The sequence below is a fragment of the Frondihabitans sp. Leaf304 genome, from assembly GCF_001423105.1.
In the GTDB taxonomy this organism is placed as follows: Bacteria; Actinomycetota; Actinomycetes; order Actinomycetales; family Microbacteriaceae; genus Frondihabitans.
The window spans coordinates 1,652,457-1,671,521 of record NZ_LMNV01000002.1 but is presented as its reverse complement, the minus strand read 5'-3'; the positions used below and the strand labels follow the sequence as shown (position 1 = coordinate 1,671,521).

The following is a 19,065-nucleotide window of genomic DNA, read 5'->3' as shown; positions in this document are numbered from 1 at the left end:
TGACGCGGAGGTGAACCGCAGGTGTCGGCGGATCCTGACACCGGGTTTCGGGCGGGACGCCGTCGAAAGGCGGTGTCCGTTCCGAAAGGCGGTGTGTGGGTGGTGCAGGGGTCGACACGAGAGCTGGTCAGGTTGTTATTACATGGCCGACTCGATACCGTCGACACACAAGCGAAGGAGCTCCATGACCACGACCCTCGGCGTCGGCCTCATCAGCGTGGGGTGGATGGGCCGCCTCCACTCCCGGGCGTATCGGGCGCTCCCCGACCACTTCCCCGAGCTCGACGTCGTGCCCCGCTTCGTGGTCGCAGCCGACCCCGTGGCCGAGGCTCGCGGCGAGGCGGTGTCGCGGCTGGGGTTCGAGCGCGCGGTCGCCGATTACCACGAGGTGCTCGCGGATCCTGAGGTCGATGTCGTCTCGATCTGCTCGCCCAACTTTCTGCACCGCGAGATGGCCGTCGCCGCCGCGAAAGCGGGCAAGCCGTTCTGGATCGAGAAGCCGATGGGGCGCTACGCCTCCGACTCGCGGGAGATCGCGGAGGCCGTCACCGCAGCAGGCATGGTCACCGCGGTCGGCTTCAACTACCGGCACGCCCCCGCCGTCGAGCACATGCGCGCGCTGGTCCGCGACGGCCGTATCGGGCGGGTCACCAACGTGCGGGGCACGCTGCTCGCCGACTACTCGTCGAATCCGCTGGCGCCACTCACCTGGCGGTTTGAGCGCGAGAGAGCAGGATCCGGGGTGCTCGGTGATCTGTTGTCGCACGGCCTCGATCTCGCTCAGTACGTCGCGGGTCGCATCTCGAGCGTGACCGCGCTCGCCGAGACGTTCATCACCGACCGGCCGGCCCCCGGCGCCGGGGTGGTCGACCGCTCTGCCGCCGGTACGGGTGCGCTGAAGGCTGTCGAGAACGAGGACTACGCGGCGCTGCTGTTCCGCTTCGACTCGGGTGCTGTCGGAACGATGGATTCGAGCCGCATCATGCGGGGCCCGCGCGCCGAGTACGCCCTCGAGGTCTACGGCACCACCGGGTCGATCCGGTGGGACTTCCAGCGCCTGAACGAGCTCGAGATCTGCCTCGACGACGCGCCCGAGTACGGCTACACGACGATCTACCTCTCGCCGGGCCAGGGTGAATTCGGCCGGTTCCAGCCGGGCGGCGGCACCGGCATGGGGTTCGACGACCTCAAGACCATCGAGGCGGCGCAGTTCCTCAAGAGTGTGCTGACCGGCGAGCAGCTCGCTCCCTCGGTGGCTGACGGGCTGGCGACTGCGACCATCGTCGAGGCGGCCGAGGCATCGCTTGCCGACGGCGCCTGGCACGACGTGCCCCGGGTCGACGGGCCCCTGACCTACGACGCTCCGGCGCCGGTACTGGGCTGACGCGCGGGCGAGGACGCGGCCGCCGACGGCGACGTCGGCACCGGCCCGGTGCTCGCCCGCACGACGAGCGAGGCCGGAAGCTGCACGTGCTGCGGAATCGCCTTGCCGTCGAGCAGCTGAAGCAGCAGCTCGAGAGCCCGAGCCCCCAGGTCGTGCAGGGGCTGGGCCACCGTGGTCAGAGGTGGCTTCGCGTTCGCTGCCTGGGGGATGTCGTCGAAACCCACAACCGAGAGATCGTCGGGCACGCGCAGTCCGAGCCGGTGCGCCACCTCGAGCACCCCGATGGCCGAGCTGTCGTTGGCGGCAAAGACGGCCGTGGGGCGGTCGCGCGTCGTGAGCAGGCGGAAGGCGGCATCGGTCGTGAGGGCGGTCTGGTAGCCACCGACCTGCACCAGTGCGGGGTCGAACGGGATGCCCGCCTCGTCGAGAGCCTGGCGGTAGCCGCGTTCGCGCAGTTCGGCCGACGCGAGGCCGGTGCGGCCCCGGACGTGGGCGATCCGTTGGTGCCCGAGCCCAATGAGGTGCTCGGTCGCGGCACGGGCGCCACCGACGTTGTCGGAGTCGATGGCGGCGTGGCCCTCGGGGCCGGTGTGCGGGTCGATCGAGATGACCGGGATCGACAGCTTCGACATCAGGGTCGTGGGCGTGACGACGATCGCGCCGTCGATCAGGGTGCCGCCGAGGCGTGACAGTGAGCGGCGCTCCCAGCCGGGCTGAGTCTCGGCTCCGACGAGTCCGGCGTAGGCGAGGAGCTCATAGCCGGTGCCGGTCGCGGCTGACGAGATGCCCTGGAGCAGTTCTGCCGAGAACGGCTCGAACTCGGTGACCAGGATGCCGATGACGTTCGTCCGGCTCCGGCGGAGGCTGCTCGCGACGAGCGAGGTCTCGTAGCCGAGCTCGTCGATGATCGCCAGGACTCGCTGGGAGGTGGCCGACGCCACCCCGTCGCGGCCGTTGACGACCTTGGAGACCGTCGGCACCGATACCCCCGACGCGCGTGCCACGTCTTTGATCGTGACGCGGCCCGGCGGGGCGACGAATTCGACATCGTTTTCCACACTGCTCACGGTAGTGGTTTGCAGGCCCTCGGATGATCGATTCAATGAGATAGAAATCGATATCGAAATCGATTGACAAGCTCGTCGCGAAAGTGGCATCCTCCTTTCGGCGGCACTCGAAGCCGCCAGTCAACGACGACCACCAAGGAGCTTCCGCAATGACGAGGAAAAACCGAATCAGGGTTGCGAGCGCGATCGGACTCGCTCTCGGAACAGCACTACTCGCCACCGCCTGCTCGTCCGGAGCCGGTGGCTCGGGCGACGCAAACGGCAACGTCACGATGACCTTCTGGCACAACTCGACCACCGGGCCCGGCAAGGCCTACTGGGAGAAGACGGTCAAAGATTTCGAGGCGTCGCACCCGAAGATCACCATCAACGTCCAGGCCATTCAGAACGAAGACCTCGACGGCAAGCTGCAGACCGCCCTCAACTCGGGTGGCGGGCCCGACATCTTCCTCCAGCGCGGCGGCGGCAAGATGAACGCGATGATCCAGGCCGGTCAGATCCAAGACATCTCAGGATCCATCGACTCGGCTACCAAGGCGGCCGTCAGTGCCGGAACCTTCAAGGGCTACGAGGTCGACGGCAAGACCTACGCGATGCCGGTCGACGTGCTTCCCGAGGGCATCTGGTACAGCAAAGACCTCTTCAAGGCAGCGGGAATCACCGACACTCCGACCACCCTCGACGAGTTGAACGACGACATCACGAAGCTCAAGGCCTCGGGCGTCGCTCCGGTCGCCGTCGGCGCCAAAGACGCCTGGCCCGCCGCGCACTGGTACTACAACTTCGCCCTTCGCGAATGCAGCGAAGACACCCTGAACGCGACGGCCAAGTCGCTGAAGTTCGACGACGAGTGCTGGACCAAGGCGGGTGACGACGTCAAGGCCTTCAACGACACCAAGCCTTTCAACGACGGCTTCCTGACCACCGCTGCGCAGCAGGGTGCGGGCAGCTCTGCCGGCCTCGTGGCAAACCACAAGGCCGCGATGGAACTCATGGGTTCGTGGGATCCCGGAGTCATCTCGTCGCTGACGCCCGATCAGAAGCCTCTCTCCGACCTCGGCTTCTTCCCGTTCCCGACGATCTCGGGTGGTCAGGGCGACCCGGCGGCCCTCATGGGTGGTCTCGATGGGTTCTCGTGCGCGACGAAGGCCCCCAAGGGCCCCTGCGCCGAGTTCTTGAACTACATCGTCACCAAGGACGCGCAGGAGGCCTACTACAAGGCGTTCAGCACGATTCCGGTGAACAAAGACGCCCAGTCGGTCATCACCGAGCCCTACCTGAAGTCGGTTCTCGCGGCCTACACGAAGGCGCCCTACGTGTCGCAGTACCTCGACACCCTCTACGGCCAGAACGTCGGCAACGCCCTGAACACCGGCGTCGTCGATCTGCTCGCCGGTCAGGGTTCGGTGTCGGACATCATCGACAACACCAACCAGGCTGCGGCCAAGGGATAGCTCCCACTATGAACACCACCGTCAAGACACCGTCCCCGGCCAGCTCGGCCGAGGCGACGACGGCGGGGAGCGGAGCGCGACGCGCGCCGCTCCCCGCCGGGAGGCGCGGGGCGCGGAAGGCGGCCGACTGGCGCCAGCGCTTCGAGATCGCAGTCCTCTCCGGCCCGGCCATCGTCGTCTTCGTCGCCTTCGTGATCGTTCCGGTCGGCATGGCCGCCTTCTACGGTTTCTACAAATGGCAGGGCTACGGGCCGCCGACCGACTTCGTGGGCCTCGACAACTACAAAATCATCTTCAGCGACAGCGCGTTCCACGAGGTGCTGTCGCATAACGGCTTCATCGTGGTTCTGTCGCTGATCGTGCAGGGTCCGGTCGCCATCGTGTTGGCTCTCCTGCTGAACCAGAAGATCCGCGGTCGCGGGCTGATCCGCGTGCTCATCTTCGTTCCGTACGTGATCTCGGAGGTCATCGTCGGCACCGGCTGGAGCCTGATGCTCCAGACGAACGGGGCCGTCAACGACCTGCTCGCCGACATCGGGCTCGGTGCGCTCAAGAGCGACTGGCTCTCCGACCCGAAGATCGCCATCTGGAGCCTCCTGGTGATCATCTCGTGGAAGTACATCGGCTTCGCCGTCATCCTCTTCCTCGCCGGGCTGCAGAGCATTCCCGAAGAGCTCTCCGAGGCCGCCGCGATCGACGGGGCGACCTACTGGCAGATCCAGCGGAGCATCACGCTCCCGCTGCTCGGGCCGACAATCCGCATCTGGGCCTTCCTGTCGGTGATCGGCTCACTGCAGCTCTTCGACCTCGTCTACATCATCTGGGGCCAGTACATCGCCTCGACGGCGGGTACCTCCACGATGGCGACCTACATGGTCGCGAACGGTCGCAACTCGGGCAACTACGGCTTCGGCAACGCCGTCGCCGTCGTCATGTTCGTGATCTCGCTCGCCATCGCCCTCATCTACCAGCGGTTCGTGCTCAGCCGTGACACGGCGGGCGCGCTCACCGAAAGGCCGAAGAAATGACCGCACTGACCTACCGCGCCGGCGCACAGCGCTCCCGTGGTCGACGGAAGGCGAGTGGGCGCGGCACTCCCGCGACCTACTTCATCGCCCTCCTGTTCATCAGCGTCAGTTTGGCGCCGGTGCTCTACATCGTGCTCGGCGGGTTCCGCACCAACGCTCAGATCACGACGAACCCCGCGGGCCTTCCCGGGCCGTGGGAGATCGGCAACTACGTCGACGTGCTGTCGAGCTCGATCTTCTGGCGTCAGCTCGGCAACTCGGCGATCGCCGGTTTCGCGACGACCATCGGCGTCGTCGTGCTCGGCCTGATGGTGAGCTTCGTCCTGGCGCGCTACCGGTTCCGCGGGCGAGGGGCGATGTATGCCCTCTTTGCCGCCGGGCTCATGTTCCCGATCACGGTGGCCATCACTCCGCTCTACCTGCTGATCAAAGACCTCGGCCTCACGAACAGCCTGGCCGGCGTGATCCTGCCGCAGATCGCGTTCGCGCTGCCGACGACTGTCATCATCCTGGTGCCGTTCCTCCGCGCCATCCCCGACGAATTAGAAGAGGCGGCGTCGATCGACGGCGCGAGCCGTCTCGGCTTCTTCTTCCGCATGATCGTGCCGCTGTCGCTTCCCGGGGTCGTGACCACCGGGATCCTCGCCTTCATCGGAAGCTGGAACAGCTACATCCTGCCGCTGTTCATCTTGAACGACGAGGGCAGCTACACGCTGCCGCTCGGCGTTCAGGCCTTCGCCTCGCAGTACTCGGTCGACACCGCCAAGGTGCTCGCCTTCACGTCGCTGTCGATGATTCCGGCCCTGATCTTCTTCACGATCTTCCAGCGCCGCATCGTCGGTGGCCTCACCGGGGCGGTGAAGGGATGACCACCACCGACCACTTCCGCGCGGTCCCAGCCGCGTCCTTGCCGGCCTGGCCCGAGGTCTCGAGCCGCGTCGCCGACCTCCTCGCCTCGATGACGCTCGAAGAGAAGCTGGCCCAGATCGTCGGCTACTGGCTCGACCAGAACGGCGTCGTCGCGCCGATGCAGGGTGAGATGGCGGGCGATCAGGCTCCCGCGACCTCCCTCGCGGAGGTGACTCGCAACGGCATCGGGCACTACACCCGGGTGTACGGCACCCGACCGGTCGACGCCGAGGAGCGCGCCGCCTGGCTCTGGGGCGAGCAGCGGCGTCTCAAGCGCGAGACGCGTCTGGGCATCCCGGCTCTCGTCCACGAAGAGTGCCTCACCGGGCTGGCCGCCTGGAAGGCCGCCACGTTCCCCACGCCTCTGGCCTGGGGTGCGTCGTTCGACCCCGAGCTCGTCGAGCAGGTCGGCGCCGTCATCGGCGAGTCCATGCGCGAGCTCGGCATCCACCAGGGGCTGGCACCGGTGCTCGACGTCATCCGCGATCCCCGCTGGGGTCGCGTCGACGAGTGCATCGCCGAAGATCCGTACTTGGTCGGCACGGTCGGGACCGCCTACGTCCGCGGGCTCCAGAGCAGCGGCGTGCACGCGACGCTCAAGCACTTCCTCGGCTACTCGGCATCGCAGTCCGGTCGCAACCACGCTCCGGTCCACGCCGGACAGCGCGAGATCGCTGACGTCTTTCTGCCGCCCTTTGAGATGGCGCTGCGCGACGGGGGTGCCCGGAGCGTGATGAACTCCTACGCCGAGATCGACGGCGTTCCGATGGCGGCTCACGCCGACTATCTGACCAGGATCCTGCGCGACCACCTGGGCTTCGACGGCGTCGTGGTCGCCGACTACTTCGCCGTGGCCTTCCTCGAGGTCATGCACCGAGTCGCCGCCGACCGTGGCGAGGCCGCCGCCCTGGCGCTCGAGGCGGGCATCGACGTCGAACTGCCGACGGGCGACGCCTACCTCAGCCCCCTCGCCGACCGGATTCGCTCCGGTGCCTTCGAAGAGGCGTACGTCGATCGGGCAGTGCTCCGGGCGCTCGCGCAGAAGGAGGAGCTCGGTCTCCTCGAACCCGACGTCTACGACGACCAGCCGCCGACCGGCGTCGACCTCGACTCGCCTCGCCATCAGGAGCTCGCCCGGCGTCTGGCGGCCGAGTCGATCGTGTTGCTCTCGAACGACGGAACGCTGCCGCTCGTCGGTGGCACCTTATCGGCTTCGCCTCGCCTCGCCGTCGTCGGCCCCAACGCCGACCGGGCCGAAGCGCTCCAGGGCTGCTACTCGTTCGCCAATCACGTGCTCGCCAGCCACCCCGACCTGCCTCTGGGGTTCGACGTGCCGACCCTGCTGGAGGCGCTTCCGGGCGCTCTTCACGCGGCCGGGGCTTCGGAGGCCGACGTGAGGTCGGCCCGCGGCTGCGACGTCGAGGGAACCGACACCTCGGGCTTCGACGAAGCTGTGGCGCAGGCCCGCGAGGCCGACGTCGTCGTCGCGGTCGTCGGCGACCAGGCGGGACTGTTCGGGCGCGGCACCGTCGGCGAAGGAAACGACGTCGAGTCGCTCGAGCTGCCCGGCGTGCAGCGCCAGCTCGTCGAAGCCCTCGTTGCCACCGGCACGCCCGTCGTGCTCGTGCTGATCACCGGTCGCCCCTACGCGATCGGCTGGGCTCTCGACGGAGAACCGGCAACGCGGCCCGCGGCCGTCGTGCAGGCGTTCTTCCCGGGGGAGGGCGGGGGGCTGGCGCTCGCCGACGTCCTCGTCGGGGCGGTCAACCCGTCGGGCCGTCTTCCGATCTCGCTTCCGCGGTCAGCCGGGGCGGAACCGGCGACGTACCTGCACCCGCCGCTCGGCGGCGCATCCGACGTGACCTCCGCCGACTCGACACCGGTGCGGCCGTTCGGCTTCGGCCTGTCGTACACCTCGTTCGACTACGCCGACCTCGAGGTGCCCGGCAGCGTGCCCGCCGGCGGGCTCTTCGATGCCGCCGTGACCGTGACGAACACGGGCGCCCAGGCGGGCACCGACATCGTGCAGCTCTACGGCCGCGACCTGCGGGGCACCGTGACGCGGCCCGTCGTGCAGCTGCTCGCCTACGCCCGGGTTGACCTCGCCGCGGGGGAGTCGGCGCGAGTCGTCTTCACCGTGCCGACAGCGCGCTTCGCCTTCAGCGATCGGCGCCTCGTGCGCGTCGTCGAGCCGGGAGACAACGAGATCTGGGTGGGTTCGCACGCCGAGGCGACCGAGACGCTCGGCGGCGCTGCTGACGCGGTGGACGAGACGACGGGCGGAGTGATCGTGAACGAGCGCAGGGTCGCCGCCACCGAGATCGCCGGGCTGGCTACGGAACGCGCCCGCCTCTCGATCTCGGGCGACGTGCACGAGGTGACCGCCGCGGATCCTCGGATCGTGACCTGGACGGTCGAGCGACAGGGCTAGTCAGAGTCGCGAGCTCATCAGAGCCGGGAGCGGAGATAGGCCACCTGCGTCAGCCAGTGGTGGCCTGCTCCGCCCTCGTGGCCGTTGTACGGGAACACTTCGATCGTCTTATCGGTCGAGGCGAGGGCGTTGTACGCGGCGAAGGTCGTGCGGGGCGGAACGATCTCGTCCATCAGCGCGACCGAGAACAGCGCGGGGGCGCTGAGGCGCTTCGCGAAGTTGACGCCGTCGAGGTAACTGGCTGTGGTCCACACCATCTCGGCGTGATCGCGATGCACGGACAGGTAGCGGACGAGCTCCTGGTACGGGTCGCTGAGGGCAACGGCCGCGCCGTTCTCCCAGTCGCAGAGGAACGCCACGTCGGGCAGGGTCGCGATGACGGAGCCGCCGTGCATCTCGCGGAGCGCGGTCCCGGCGATCGCGATGCCGCCGCCCTGGCTTCCCCCGGTCGTCGCGATGCGGTCGGGGTCGACGAAGTCGAACGTCTCGACGGCATCGAGCAGACGGAGCGCGTCGGTGTAGACGCGCCGGTAGTAATGGTCACGAGGATCCGCGATCCCGCTCGTCATCCACCCGGCGACCTGCGCCCCCGACCCGTGCGGATCGGGGGTATCGCCGCCGGTGCCCCAGCCGCTGCCCTGCCCGCGCGTGTCCATGAACACATGCGCGAAGCCGGCTAGCGCCCAGGCCGTGTGCTCGGTCGGGAGCCCGCGGCCGCCGTTGTAGCCGTTGAATTCGACGACGGTCGGCAGTTTTGTGCCCTCAGGGCGGCGGGGCCGTGTGACCCAGGCGCGGATCGGTTCGGCGCCGAAGCCCGGAAACGTCAGGTCTTCGACAATCAGCTCGGTCACCGGGGTGTCGGCCGGGCGGAGCGTCGCGGTCGCGCCGGAGGCGGCGGCCGCGGAGCGCGCTTCGGCGATGGTCTCTCGCCAGAACGCCTCGAAGTCGGCGGGTTCGCGGACGTCGGGTCGGTAAGCGCGGAGCTGATCGAGGGGGAGGTCTGTCAGGGGCACGTCGGTGTGGTCCGTTCTCGGATGCAGGGGGTCTCGCGGTGGAATATCGAGACTCCAGAAGTTGCGGGTCCCCGGACATCAGACCCGCAACTACTGGAGTTTCGCGACCAGACGAACTCAGGAAAGGGAAGCAGCGGCGCGGTAGCTCTCCAGCACACCGGGGTGCGGATCTGCGGCGATCACCACGCTGGCCAGCTCCCAGGTCGGACGACTGCCGGTGAGGAGCCAGGCCGCCTGCACCGCAGCCCCGAGAGCCACGTATTCGCCGGCCTCGGGCACGGTGATGTCGCGCCCGAACACCTGCGCCGCGATCGCGCGCACCGCCGGATTCTGCGCTGCACCGCCGATCAGAAACAGCCGTTCGACGGTCGTGCCGGTTGACTCGATCGCGGCGAGGCCGTCGGCGAGGCTGCACAGCATGCCCTCGATCGCGGCGCGCGCCAGGTGCGGGCGCGACATGGTCGTCGGCGTCATGCCGGTCAGCGATGCGGTCGCCTCAGGGCGGTTCGGAGTGCGCTCGCCGACGAAGTACGGCACGAGCACGAGGCCGTCGCTGCCCGGAGGCGCGTGCAACGCCAGGGTGCCGAGCTCGTCATAGTCGACCTCGAGCGCTCCGGCGAAGACGTCGAGCACCCGGGCGGCATTGAGAGTCGTGACGATCGGAAGCCGAGCGGTCGTCGCGTCGGCGAATCCGGCAACCGTGCCGGTCTCGTCGGAGGTCGCTGTCTCGCTCACGCCGAAGACCGTGCCCGAGGTGCCGAGCGACACGGCGATGTCACCGGCGCCGAGCTGCAGGCCGAGGGCCGCGGCCGCGTTGTCGCCGGCGCCCGCGCCGACGCGGAGCCCCTCGGGGGCGAGAGACGAGGATCCCACGGTGACGTCTCGATCGAGCGCACCGAGTTGCCGATCGTGGCGGGTGACGCGGGGCACGACGACCGCTGCCGGGGCACCGTCGGATCCTGCGACCCGAAGGGGTCTCCCGAATGCGAGCTCGAACAGGCCGCTGTCGTATTCGTCGGTGGTGGGGTCGAAGTAGCCGGTGCCACTCGCATCCGACCGATCGGTCGCTAGTGCGTCGAGGTCGGGGCCGAGTGGCGACTCGCCCTCCGGGCCGTAGCCGCGGAGGCGCCAGGAGAGCCAGTCGTGGGGGAGTGCGACGGCGGCGACTCGCGCCGCGTTGTCGGGCTCGGCGTCACGGAGCCAGCGGAGCTTCGTGATCGTGAAGCTCGCCACCGGAACCAGGCCGGTGCGGGAGGCGAAGTCGGTGGCTCCGACCTCGGTAGTGAGATCGGCGGCCGCCTGGGCGCTTCGGGTGTCGTTCCAGAGGAGCGCGTCGCGCACCACGTGGCCTGTGGCGTCGAGAGCCACGAGCCCGTGCTGCTGACCGCCGATCGAGATCGCGCCGACGTCGGCGAGGCCACCGGCGCCATCGAGAGCCTCGCCGAGGGCGCGCCACCACTCGGAGGGCGCCACCTCGGTGCCGTCGGGGTGGGCGGCGCGCCCCTGGCGGACGATCTCGCCGGTGGCGGGGTCGACGATCAGTACTTTGCAGCTCTGCGTCGACGAATCGACCCCCGCCACCAGCTGTGCCATCTGCTGTGCCTAGCCCCGGGCGCCCATGAGGTGCTCGATCGCCAGCTGCTGCAGGCGGACGAAGCCGAAGCCCTTGGCGCCGAAGTAGCCGTCGGCGTCGAACGACTCGTAAGCCGAGGTGTCGGCGAGGAGCTGGTCGTAGGTCTCGCCCTGGTTCAGCGTGGGCGTGCGCAGCTCGTCGACCTTGGCGGCGGCGAGAGCCTGCTGCACCTCGGGGTCGGCGCGGAATGCCGCCGCGCGCTCCTTGAGCAGCAGGTACATGCGCATGTTGGCAGCGGCCGAATCCCACACGCCGGTGATGTCTTCGGTGCGGCTCGGCTTGTAGTCGAAGTGGCGCGGGCCGGTGTAGGCCGGGACCCCGCCGGGGCCGCCGTTCTCGAGCAGGTCGACGAGCGAGAACGCGTTCTGCAGGTCGCCGTGACCGAAGACGAGGTCTTGGTCGTACTTGATGCCGCGCTGGCCGTTGAGGTCGATGTGGAAGAGCTTGCCGGAGTAGAGCGCCTGGGCGATGCCGGCCGTGAAGTTCAGGCCCGCCATCTGCTCGTGGCCGACCTCGGGGTTGACGCCGAACAGCTCGGGCTTCTCCAGGGTGTCGATGAACGCGATCGCGTGGCCGAGGGTCGGCAGCAGGATGTCGCCGCGGGGCTCGTTCGGCTTCGGCTCGATGGCGAACTTGATGCCGTAGCCCTTGTCTTCGGTGTACTGGGCGAGGAGGTTGACGGCCTCGCGGTAGCGCTCGAGAGCGGCCTGGACGTCTTTTGCGGCGTCGTACTCGGCGCCCTCGCGGCCACCCCACATGACGAAGGTCTCGGCACCGAGCTCGGCGGCGAGGTCGACGTTGCGGAGCACCTTGCGGAGTGCGAAGCGGCGCACGTCGCGGTCGTTCGAAGTGAAGCCGCCGTCTTTGAAGACGGGCGCGCTGAAGAGGTTGGTGGTGACCATCGGCACGACGATGCCCGTCGAGGCGAGAGCGCCCTTGAGGCGGTCGATTTCGGTCTGACGCTCGGCGTCGGTCGAGCCGAACGCGAAGAGGTCGTCGTCGTGGAAGGTGAGGCCGTAGGCGCCGAGCGAGTCGAGCTTTTCGACCGCCTCGACGACGTCGAGCGGGGGCCTGGTGGGGCCGCCGAACGGGTCTGAGCCGTTGTAGCCGATGGTCCAGAGACCAAAGGAGAACTTGTCGGAGCGAGTGGGCGTCGTTGCCATGGGGTCACCTTCGTGAGATTTGTTGGGGCGTCCAACAAACTACGTTGGATCCCCCTCGCGCGCAAGCGGCTGGCCTGCCGAGGTTTGCTTTGCGGACCGTTTCACGCGTCGCTCACCGACGCGACGGTAAGCGATGCGTGAAACGGTCCGCGAAGCGCGAACTGGTCCTGGCGAGCAGGATCCGGCCCACCGCGATCAGCCGGGCAGGTTTGCCTCGAGCTGGGCGTAGAACGCCGCGGGGTCTCCTCCGAGCGACGCCTTCACCATGGCGCTCCAGTCGTCAACGACCACTTCGATCGCGCCGGATGTGAGCCCTGCGAGCGAGGCGCGCGGCACGTCGCGCGGGTCGATCATGGGCCCTTCGTAGCCGGCCATGATGTCGGTCGCCGCGGCACCGAGGTGCACGCCCTGGACGAGCGTGCCCTGGGCGGAAAGTTCTTGCCTGATGGCGTTCGTCATGTTCCATTCGGCTGCTTTGGCGGCGGCGTAGGCGCCGTTGCCGGGGTAGGAGAACCACGAAAGCGCCGACAGGATGTTCACGACCGCCCCGCCGCCGTTCGCCGCGAGGATCGGTGCGAAGGCTCGGGTCACGTGGAGGGTGCCCCAGAAGTGGGTGTCCAGCTCGCGGTGGATGTCGTCGAGGTCGCCGGTGATGACCGGCGTGGAGGTGGAGATCCCGGCGTTGTTCACGAGAAGGGTCACGTCGGGGGCTGCGGCGGCCGCGGCCGCGATGGACTTTCGATCGAGGAGATCGACGCGGAGCGGGACGACGCGGTCGTCGTCGAAGTCGATCGTCTCGGGGCGGCGGCTAGCCGCGTAGACCTTAGCCGCACCCTGGTCGAGGAGTTCGAGGATGAACTGGCGTCCGATGCCACGGTTGGCTCCGGTGACGAGGGCGGTCTGTCCGGTGATGTTCATGAGGTTCCTTCGTTGCGAGCTGGTGCGAATCGGCTCGAATGCGAGCCGGCACGAACTACGCTAAAAGGTGACGTTGACGTCAAGGGCAAGTGTTTGCCGCATCAAGTTTTCTCGAAAGGTCCTGCAATGCGAATTGGCGATGTCGCTCATCGCTCCGGCGTCAGCGCTCGAGCTCTCCGCTACTACGAAGAGCAGGGCCTCCTGCATTCCGAGCGGACGGCCGCGGGCCAACGCGTCTACTCCGAAGCCGCCGTCGAGCGGGTGCAGCTCATTCAGCAGTTCTTCTCGGCGGGGCTGCCGAGCCGCACCATCGCCCAGCTGCTGCCGTGCGTCGACACGGGCACGTCGTCGCCCGAGGTCTTCGCGCTTCTGGCAGACGAGCGTGCGCGCATCACCGAGTCGATGGCGGCGCTCGCCGACGCCCGTGACGCTCTCGATCGGATGATCGAGATCGCGCACTTCCCGACTCCCGAGCACTGCCCGGCGCTCCGTGAGCCGGTCGCTGAGATGCACCTGCAGCGCTGACCGGGAGACCGGCTGGGCCAATCGTGGGCTTGGGCGCGTCCGGTCGGGCTCCTACAGCGAGTCGAACAGCGCCGCGAACGGCAGCTCGGCCGCACCGATCAGCAGGAGGTCGGATCCGAGCTGCGAGCGGGCGATCGCCACGGGGTCGACGGCCGGAAGGGAGTGACGCGCGACGCCGGCCCGGATCCTCGGTAGGTCGACTGCCGCAAGACTGCCGAGGAACCCGCCGAGCACGATCCGTTCGGGGTCGAGCAGGTTGACGGCGCTGCCGAGCGCGATCGCCAGCGCGTCGATCTGCCGCTCGACCTCGGCCCGCACCTCGTTCGCCGGCGATGCCTCGGCGGACACCGCCGCGAGCAAGGCCCTCTCGAGTTCGTCCGGATTGGCCGCGGTGAGACCGAGCACGCGCAGCAGGTCACTTCGACGCACCTCGGATTCGAGCGTGCCGGTGAGCCCGGCGCTGTCGATGCTGCCGGCGGGGCGCACCGAGAGGTGGCCGATCTCGCCAGCATGACCGTTGCGGCCTCCAAGCGGAGCTCCGCCAGAGATGATCCCGCCGCCGATGCCGCTCGATCCGCCGTTGACGTAGACGAGGTTGTCGGTGTCGCGGCCGGCGCCGAAGGTCCATTCGGCGCGGGCGCCGAGAGCGGCGTCATTAGCCGCGTGCACGGGCAGCCCGGTCGCGTGGGCGAGGAGCGACCCGAGCGGAGCATCGCGCCAGCCGAGATGCGGAGCGAATCGCACGTGGGCGTCGCTCGTCCGCACGATGCCGGGAATCGCCAGACCCAGCCCGACGACCTCGTGCGCCGGCTCGAGGGAGGCGCGAAGCTCGCCCACCGCAGAGCCGATCAGGGTGACCGCCCGGTCGACGTCGGGGATGCGTGCCAGCTCGATCCGCCGGCGCGTCAGCACGCGTCCGCCGAGCAGCACCGCGCCGATGGTGATGGCGTCGATCTCGGGGTTCGCGGCGAGGGCCACGGTGCGGTCGCTCGGACGGGCGATCAGGCTCGGTCGACCGACCTGGCCCGCGGCGCGGCTGTCGTCTTCGACGGCGAGACCGCGCTCGGTCAGCTCGGTGACGAGGGCGCCGACGGTGGAGCGGTTGAGCCCGGTCAGCCTCGTCAGATCGCTTCGGCTGGTCGGCGTGACGTGGATCCTGCTCAGGATCCGAGACAGGTTGCGAGACCGACCCGGATCGTCGCGCCTCAGAGGTTTCGCGTGCTCTGTCATCGGCCGGTCACGCGCTCTCGCGCCAGACCACCTCGGTCGGCAGGATGAGGTCACGCTCGAAGTCGACGGTGCCGGAGAGCTGGTCGAGGACCTGCTGGGCCGCGCGGCGCCCGAGGGCCTCGGCCGGCTGGCGGACGGTCGAGAGCGCGGGGGTGCAGCGCACCGCCCACGAGCTGTCGTCGAAACCGATGATGCCGAGCTCGCGGGGGATCGAGATTCCGCGGCGCTGGAGCACGTCCATAGCTCCGGCCGCCACGGCGTCGGAGGCGGCGAAGACCCCGTCGATGCTCGGGTCGATGTCGAGCAGCTCTGCCATGCCCTCGGCCCCGGCCGCGTAGCTGTAGAACGGGTGGCGGACGACGAGTCGCGGGTCGTAGGCGTCGCCCAGGGCCGTGGCGAAGCCCATCAGGCGGTCTTGCCCCGAGTCGCGATCGAGCCCGGAGGCGAGCATGCCGATGCGGCGGCGCCCGGTCGCCACGAGGCGGCGGACGATGGCCTCGGCCGCCGATTTGTTGTCGATTCCGATGTAGGGGATGTCGGGGGCGTCGGGCGGGTGCCCGACGAACGAGGCGGGCAGGTGCATCTCGGCGATCGCATCCGAGATGGGGTCGCCCGTGCGCGCAGACAGGATGATGGCGCCGTCGACGAAACCGCCGCGAAGGTACTCGACGACGCGGTCGCTGTCGCGCTGCGAGTCGATCATCAGGGTGACGAGCTGGTGGTCGGCCTGCGAGAGCACGGCGTTCGTGCCGATCAGGATGTTGCCGATGTTGGGATCCTCGAGCACGAGCGAGTGCGGCTCGTGCACGATGAGGGCGACGGCCCGCGATCTCTGGGTGACGAGGTTCCGCGCCGCCGCGTTGCGCACGTAGCCGACTTTGGCGACAGCCGCCTCGACGGCCTGCCGGGCGGTCGCCGAGACGTAGGGCTCATCGTTGAGAACCCGGGAGACGGTACCGCGCGAGATACCCGCCTCGGCGGCCACATCGTGAATGGTGGCGCGTCGTCCCCCTGCATTTCGACCGGCCATGTGGTCACCCTACTGGAGGGATTCGCCGGGCGCGGGCCTTGTTCCGCCCGAGGGCACGACCGATTTTTTGACAAATCGGCGAGAGTGGGCTTTACTCTGTGAACGTTCCCAGAAAAACTTCGGATCTTCGATTCGGTGCAATCTGGGAACGATCACAGAACCATGTGTGTGAACCTTCACAGTCGAGGGGGCCGACCGGCCGATCGACGAGGGGGAGCGCCCGTCGACGAAGCCGAGGACCCCGTGCTGACCCAGACCCACCCGCAGACGACCGCACTCGGTCTCGGGCTCTCCGGTCTCGTCTTCGGATGCGACTACAACCCGGAGCAGTGGTCGCCCGAGACCTGGATCGACGACGTCGCCCTGATGCGCGAAGCCGGGGTCAACCTCGTGGCCATCAACATCTTCGGCTGGTCGCACATCCAGCCTGCTCCCGGAGAGTTCCGCTTCGACGACCTCGACACGATCATCGACCTCCTTCACGCCAACGGGATCGGCGTCAACCTCGGCACCGGCACCTCGTCACCGCCGCCGTGGGTCACCACGAGGCACCCCGAGGTGCTCCCGCAGGCCGCCGACGGCACCACGCGCTGGCCGGGCGGCCGACAGGCCTACTGCCCCAGCTCACCCGTCTTCCGCGAACTCGCGCTCGAGCTCGTCCACGCGACTGCCGAGCGCTACGGCGAGCACCCCGCCGTTCGCCTCTGGCACGTGTCGAACGAGCTCGGCTGCCACAACTCGCTCTGCTACTGCGACAGCTCGGCCGCGGCGTTCCGCGTCTGGCTCGAAGACCGCTACGGCGACGTCGAGGCGCTGAACACGGCGTGGGGAACGGCCTTCTGGAGCCAGCGCTACTCGTCGTTCGCCGAGATCCAGCCGCCGCGGGCGACCCTCTCGTTCATCAACCCGATGCAGACGATCGACTTCCATCGCTTCAGCTCCGACGAGCTCCTGGCCCACTACCGCGCCGAGGCCGAGGTCATCCGCCGCACGAGCTCGATCCCGGTCACCACGAACTTCATGGTCGCCGCCCACATCAAGAACCAGGACTACTGGTCGTGGGTCGACGACATGGCCGTCATCGCGAACGACCACTACCTCGACCACCGTCTGGCCCGCCCGCACGTCGAGCTCTCGTTCGCGGCCGACACGACCCGGGGCCTCGCGGCGGGCGCGCCGTGGATTCTGATGGAGCACTCCACGAGCGCCGTCAACTGGCAGCCGCGCAACCTGACCAAGGGGCCGGGCGAGATGGTCCGCAACACGTCGGCCCACGTGGCCCGCGGCGCCGACGGGGTCTGCTTCTTCCAGTGGCGCGCCTCGGTCAAGGGCACCGAGAAGTTCCACTCCGCACTCCTGCCGCACGCCGGCACCTCGTCGCGCGTCTGGAACGAGTCGGTCGCGCTGGGCGCGCTCGTCTCCCGACTCGGCGAGCTCCGTGGCTCGCGGGTCGTCGCCGACGTCGCCTTCGTCTTCAGCTGGGAGAACTGGTGGGCGGCCGACCTCGAAGCGCACCCCACCTCCGACTTCTCGTACATCGAGCAGGTGCACCGCCTCTACGCCGCCCTCTGGAATCTCGGCGTGACCGTTGACGTCGTCGCCCCGGGCGCCTCCCTCGACGGCTACTCGGTCGTCGTGGTGCCGAGCCTCTACCTCGTGCGCGACGAGCACGCGATCGTGATCGAGGAGTTCGTCGAGGCCGGCGGCTCGGCGCTCGTGACCTTCTTCAGCGGCATCGTCGACGAGACCGACTCGGTGCGGACGGGCGGCTATCCCGGCGCGTTCCGCCGCCTGCTCGGCGTGCGCACCGACGAGTTCTCGCCCCTCGACCAGGGCGACACGGTCGCGATCTCCGACGGGGCGACGGGATCGATGTGGTCGGAGCCCCTCGAGCTCGAGGGGGCAGAGCCGGTCTCCCTCTACGAGACGGGACGCTTTGCCGGACGGGCCGCGGTCACGCGCAACCGACGGGGCCGGGGGAGCGCATGGTACGTGTCGACCGTCTTGGATCCTTCGGCTCTCGAATCCGTCGTGGCCAAAGTTCTCGACGGGGCCGAGGTGCACCGCCCGACCGGCGCCGACGCCTCCGCCGACGTCGAGGTCGTCCGCCGCGTCTCGGCCGACCAGGAGTGGGTCTTCGTGCTCAACCACGGCGACACGGCCGTCACCCACGACCACGAGGGCTACGACCTCGTCACCGAGCAGGAGCTCACGGGCCGCATCGAGCTCCCTGCGGGCGGCACCCACATCATTCGTCAGAACAGGAAGGCATCATGACCGTCATCACCTCGCGACGGCGAGCCGCGAAAGCGGACGCCCAGGGGCCGAAGCCGAAGGGCGGGTTCCGCTACCGCAAGGCGGTCGCGATCTTCGTCGTGCCGTTCGCGGTCCTGTTCGTCGCCTTCTACCTCGTTCCGATTCTCTACGCGGTCTACCAGTCGCTGCTCAAGATCCAGCGGCAGGGCACGTTCGGCGCCCCGACGCAGGTCTTCGGCGGGCTCAGCCAGTACGTCCTCGTCTTTCAGGACAGCGTGTTCTGGTCATCGATCCTTCGGGTGCTGGCCTTCGGAATCGTGCAGGTGCCGGTCATGCTGGCCCTCGCGCTGCTCTTCGCGCTCCTGCTCGATTCGCCGCTCCTCCGCGGCAAGCGCTTCTTCCGGCTCGCGTTCTTCGCGCCGTACGCCGTGCCCGGCGTCATCGCCGCGATCATGTGGGGCTACCTCTACTCGCCGAGTCTGTCTCCGTTCAAGTTCGTCACCGGCAACGTCGACCTGCTCGGCGGCGGCACGATCCTCTGGGCGATCGCCAACGTCGTCACCTGGGTCTACGTCGGCTACAACATGCTGATCATCTACTCGTCGCTCCTCGCGATCCCGACCGAGATCTACGAGGCGGCCCGCCTCGACGGGGCGTCGCAGTTCCGGATCGCCATCGCGATCAAGATCCCGCTGGTTGTTCCCGCGATCATCCTGACGGCCGTCTTCTCGGTCATCGGCACGCTGCAGCTGCTCACCGAGCCGCTCGTCTTCCGCCAGTTCACGTCGAGCATCTCGTCGACCTTCACCCCGAACATGCTCGTGTACTCGACCTCGTCGGTGCCGAACTTCAACCTCGCGGCGGCCTTCAGCGTCGTGCTCGCCGTCGCCACATTCATCCTGTCGATCGGGTTCCTCCGGTTGACCCAGCGGAAGGCCGACCAGTGAGCGTCGACGCACCCCTTCGTCCGGCCGAGACCTTCGACGACAAGACCACCCGTGCTCCCAAACGGGGCCGGGGCCCC

The 19,065-nt window shown here is 68.6% G+C and carries 15 protein-coding genes; 8 read left to right on the top strand and 7 right to left on the bottom strand.

All coding sequences use genetic code 11. From position 1 onward, the window contains the following. Nucleotides 1-184: 184 nt before the first annotated feature. Entirely contained in the window at nt 185-1,384 is a 1,200-nt protein-coding gene (locus ASF54_RS07450; RefSeq protein WP_055960531.1) for a Gfo/Idh/MocA family protein, read from the top strand. Here ASF54_RS07450 and ASF54_RS07445 read toward each other — a convergent pair. Continuing rightward, nucleotides 1,354-2,442 (bottom strand): LacI family DNA-binding transcriptional regulator, encoded by a 1,089-nt coding sequence (locus ASF54_RS07445; protein ID WP_055960528.1) that lies wholly within the window; start codon nt 2,440-2,442, stop codon nt 1,354-1,356. The genes ASF54_RS07450 and ASF54_RS07445 overlap by 31 nt on opposite strands. Before the next feature lie 158 nt (nt 2,443-2,600). On the opposite strand from ASF54_RS07445, the gene ASF54_RS07440 reads away from it, so the two are divergent. Genes ASF54_RS07440 through ASF54_RS07425 form a run of 4 tightly spaced genes read left to right on the top strand, consistent with a single transcriptional unit; the run spans nt 2,601 to nt 8,273 of the window. Beyond that, nucleotides 2,601-3,905 carry an ABC transporter substrate-binding protein gene (locus tag ASF54_RS07440; RefSeq protein WP_055960526.1) on the top strand — a complete coding sequence of 435 codons (1,305 nt, stop codon included), beginning with the start codon at nt 2,601-2,603 and terminating at the stop codon, nt 3,903-3,905. Nucleotides 3,906-3,913: 8 nt separating this feature from the next. After that, on the top strand, nt 3,914-4,933 hold the full coding sequence (locus ASF54_RS07435; RefSeq protein ID WP_055960524.1) for a carbohydrate ABC transporter permease: 1,020 nt from the start codon (nt 3,914-3,916) through the stop codon (nt 4,931-4,933). Further along, nucleotides 4,930-5,802 (top strand): carbohydrate ABC transporter permease, encoded by an 873-nt coding sequence (locus tag ASF54_RS07430; protein WP_055960522.1) that lies wholly within the window; start codon nt 4,930-4,932, stop codon nt 5,800-5,802. The genes ASF54_RS07435 and ASF54_RS07430 overlap by 4 nt, the downstream gene beginning before the upstream one ends. Beyond that, nucleotides 5,799-8,273, top strand: coding sequence for a glycoside hydrolase family 3 N-terminal domain-containing protein (locus tag ASF54_RS07425; protein ID WP_084816019.1), 2,475 nt, complete (start codon nt 5,799-5,801; stop codon nt 8,271-8,273). The genes ASF54_RS07430 and ASF54_RS07425 overlap by 4 nt, the downstream gene beginning before the upstream one ends. Before the next feature lie 17 nt (nt 8,274-8,290). Here ASF54_RS07425 and ASF54_RS07420 read toward each other — a convergent pair whose 3' ends face one another. The 4 genes from ASF54_RS07420 to ASF54_RS07405 form a co-directional block, all read right to left on the bottom strand. Next, a complete protein-coding gene (locus ASF54_RS07420) occupies nt 8,291-9,286 on the bottom strand; it encodes an acetylxylan esterase (RefSeq protein WP_055960520.1) in 996 nt (331 codons plus the stop codon). Between the two features lie 117 nt (nt 9,287-9,403). After that, complete coding sequence (gene xylB / locus ASF54_RS07415; protein ID WP_055960518.1) at nt 9,404-10,879, bottom strand: xylulokinase; 1,476 nt, start codon at nt 10,877-10,879, stop codon at nt 9,404-9,406. Between the two features lie 9 nt (nt 10,880-10,888). Next, on the bottom strand, nt 10,889-12,082 hold the full coding sequence (xylA, locus tag ASF54_RS07410; protein ID WP_055960516.1) for a xylose isomerase: 1,194 nt from the start codon (nt 12,080-12,082) through the stop codon (nt 10,889-10,891). A gap of 195 nt (nt 12,083-12,277) precedes the next feature. Beyond that, complete coding sequence (locus ASF54_RS07405; RefSeq protein ID WP_055960514.1) at nt 12,278-13,000, bottom strand: SDR family oxidoreductase; 723 nt, start codon at nt 12,998-13,000, stop codon at nt 12,278-12,280. 126 nt (nt 13,001-13,126) lie between these two features. Between ASF54_RS07405 and ASF54_RS07400 the strand changes: the two genes are divergently transcribed. Continuing rightward, nucleotides 13,127-13,525, top strand: a complete 399-nt coding sequence (locus ASF54_RS07400; RefSeq protein ID WP_055960512.1) for a MerR family transcriptional regulator — start codon at nt 13,127-13,129, stop codon at nt 13,523-13,525. A 51-nt stretch (nt 13,526-13,576) separates the two neighbouring features. Here the strand turns inward: ASF54_RS07400 and ASF54_RS07395 are convergent, their stop codons facing one another. Both ASF54_RS07395 and ASF54_RS07390 read right to left on the bottom strand, forming a co-directional pair. After that, nucleotides 13,577-14,755, bottom strand: coding sequence for an ROK family protein (locus ASF54_RS07395; protein WP_055960510.1), 1,179 nt, complete (start codon nt 14,753-14,755; stop codon nt 13,577-13,579). Between the two features lie 7 nt (nt 14,756-14,762). Next, nucleotides 14,763-15,785 carry a LacI family DNA-binding transcriptional regulator gene (locus tag ASF54_RS07390; RefSeq protein ID WP_055960508.1) on the bottom strand — a complete coding sequence of 341 codons (1,023 nt, stop codon included), beginning with the start codon at nt 15,783-15,785 and terminating at the stop codon, nt 14,763-14,765. Nucleotides 15,786-16,028: 243 nt separating this feature from the next. Here ASF54_RS07390 and ASF54_RS07385 point away from each other — a divergent pair, with 243 nt between their 5' ends. Next, entirely contained in the window at nt 16,029-18,062 is a 2,034-nt protein-coding gene (locus ASF54_RS07385; protein ID WP_055960506.1) for a beta-galactosidase, read from the top strand. Continuing rightward, nucleotides 18,059-18,988 (top strand): carbohydrate ABC transporter permease, encoded by a 930-nt coding sequence (locus tag ASF54_RS07380; protein ID WP_055960504.1) that lies wholly within the window; start codon nt 18,059-18,061, stop codon nt 18,986-18,988. Before ASF54_RS07385 ends, ASF54_RS07380 begins: the two co-directional genes overlap by 4 nt. Nucleotides 18,989-19,065: the final 77 nt, after the last annotated feature.

What these genes read in the sequence shown, in the direction of transcription:
- ASF54_RS07435 (WP_055960524.1), top strand. Translation starts at nt 3,914, where the DNA reads ATGAACACCACCGTCAAGACACCGTCCCCGGCCAGCTCGGCCGAGGCG.
- ASF54_RS07380 (WP_055960504.1), top strand. Translation starts at nt 18,059, where the DNA reads ATGACCGTCATCACCTCGCGACGGCGAGCCGCGAAAGCGGACGCCCAG.
- xylA (WP_055960516.1), bottom strand. Translation starts at nt 12,082, where the DNA reads ATGGCAACGACGCCCACTCGCTCCGACAAGTTCTCCTTTGGTCTCTGG.
- ASF54_RS07390 (WP_055960508.1), bottom strand. Translation starts at nt 15,785, where the DNA reads ATGGCCGGTCGAAATGCAGGGGGACGACGCGCCACCATTCACGATGTG.
- ASF54_RS07425 (WP_084816019.1), top strand. Translation starts at nt 5,799, where the DNA reads ATGACCACCACCGACCACTTCCGCGCGGTCCCAGCCGCGTCCTTGCCG.
- ASF54_RS07400 (WP_055960512.1), top strand. Translation starts at nt 13,127, where the DNA reads ATGCGAATTGGCGATGTCGCTCATCGCTCCGGCGTCAGCGCTCGAGCT.
- ASF54_RS07405 (WP_055960514.1), bottom strand. Translation starts at nt 13,000, where the DNA reads ATGAACATCACCGGACAGACCGCCCTCGTCACCGGAGCCAACCGTGGC.
- xylB (WP_055960518.1), bottom strand. Translation starts at nt 10,879, where the DNA reads ATGGCACAGCTGGTGGCGGGGGTCGATTCGTCGACGCAGAGCTGCAAA.
- ASF54_RS07440 (WP_055960526.1), top strand. Translation starts at nt 2,601, where the DNA reads ATGACGAGGAAAAACCGAATCAGGGTTGCGAGCGCGATCGGACTCGCT.
- ASF54_RS07450 (WP_055960531.1), top strand. Translation starts at nt 185, where the DNA reads ATGACCACGACCCTCGGCGTCGGCCTCATCAGCGTGGGGTGGATGGGC.
- ASF54_RS07395 (WP_055960510.1), bottom strand. Translation starts at nt 14,755, where the DNA reads ATGACAGAGCACGCGAAACCTCTGAGGCGCGACGATCCGGGTCGGTCT.
- ASF54_RS07430 (WP_055960522.1), top strand. Translation starts at nt 4,930, where the DNA reads ATGACCGCACTGACCTACCGCGCCGGCGCACAGCGCTCCCGTGGTCGA.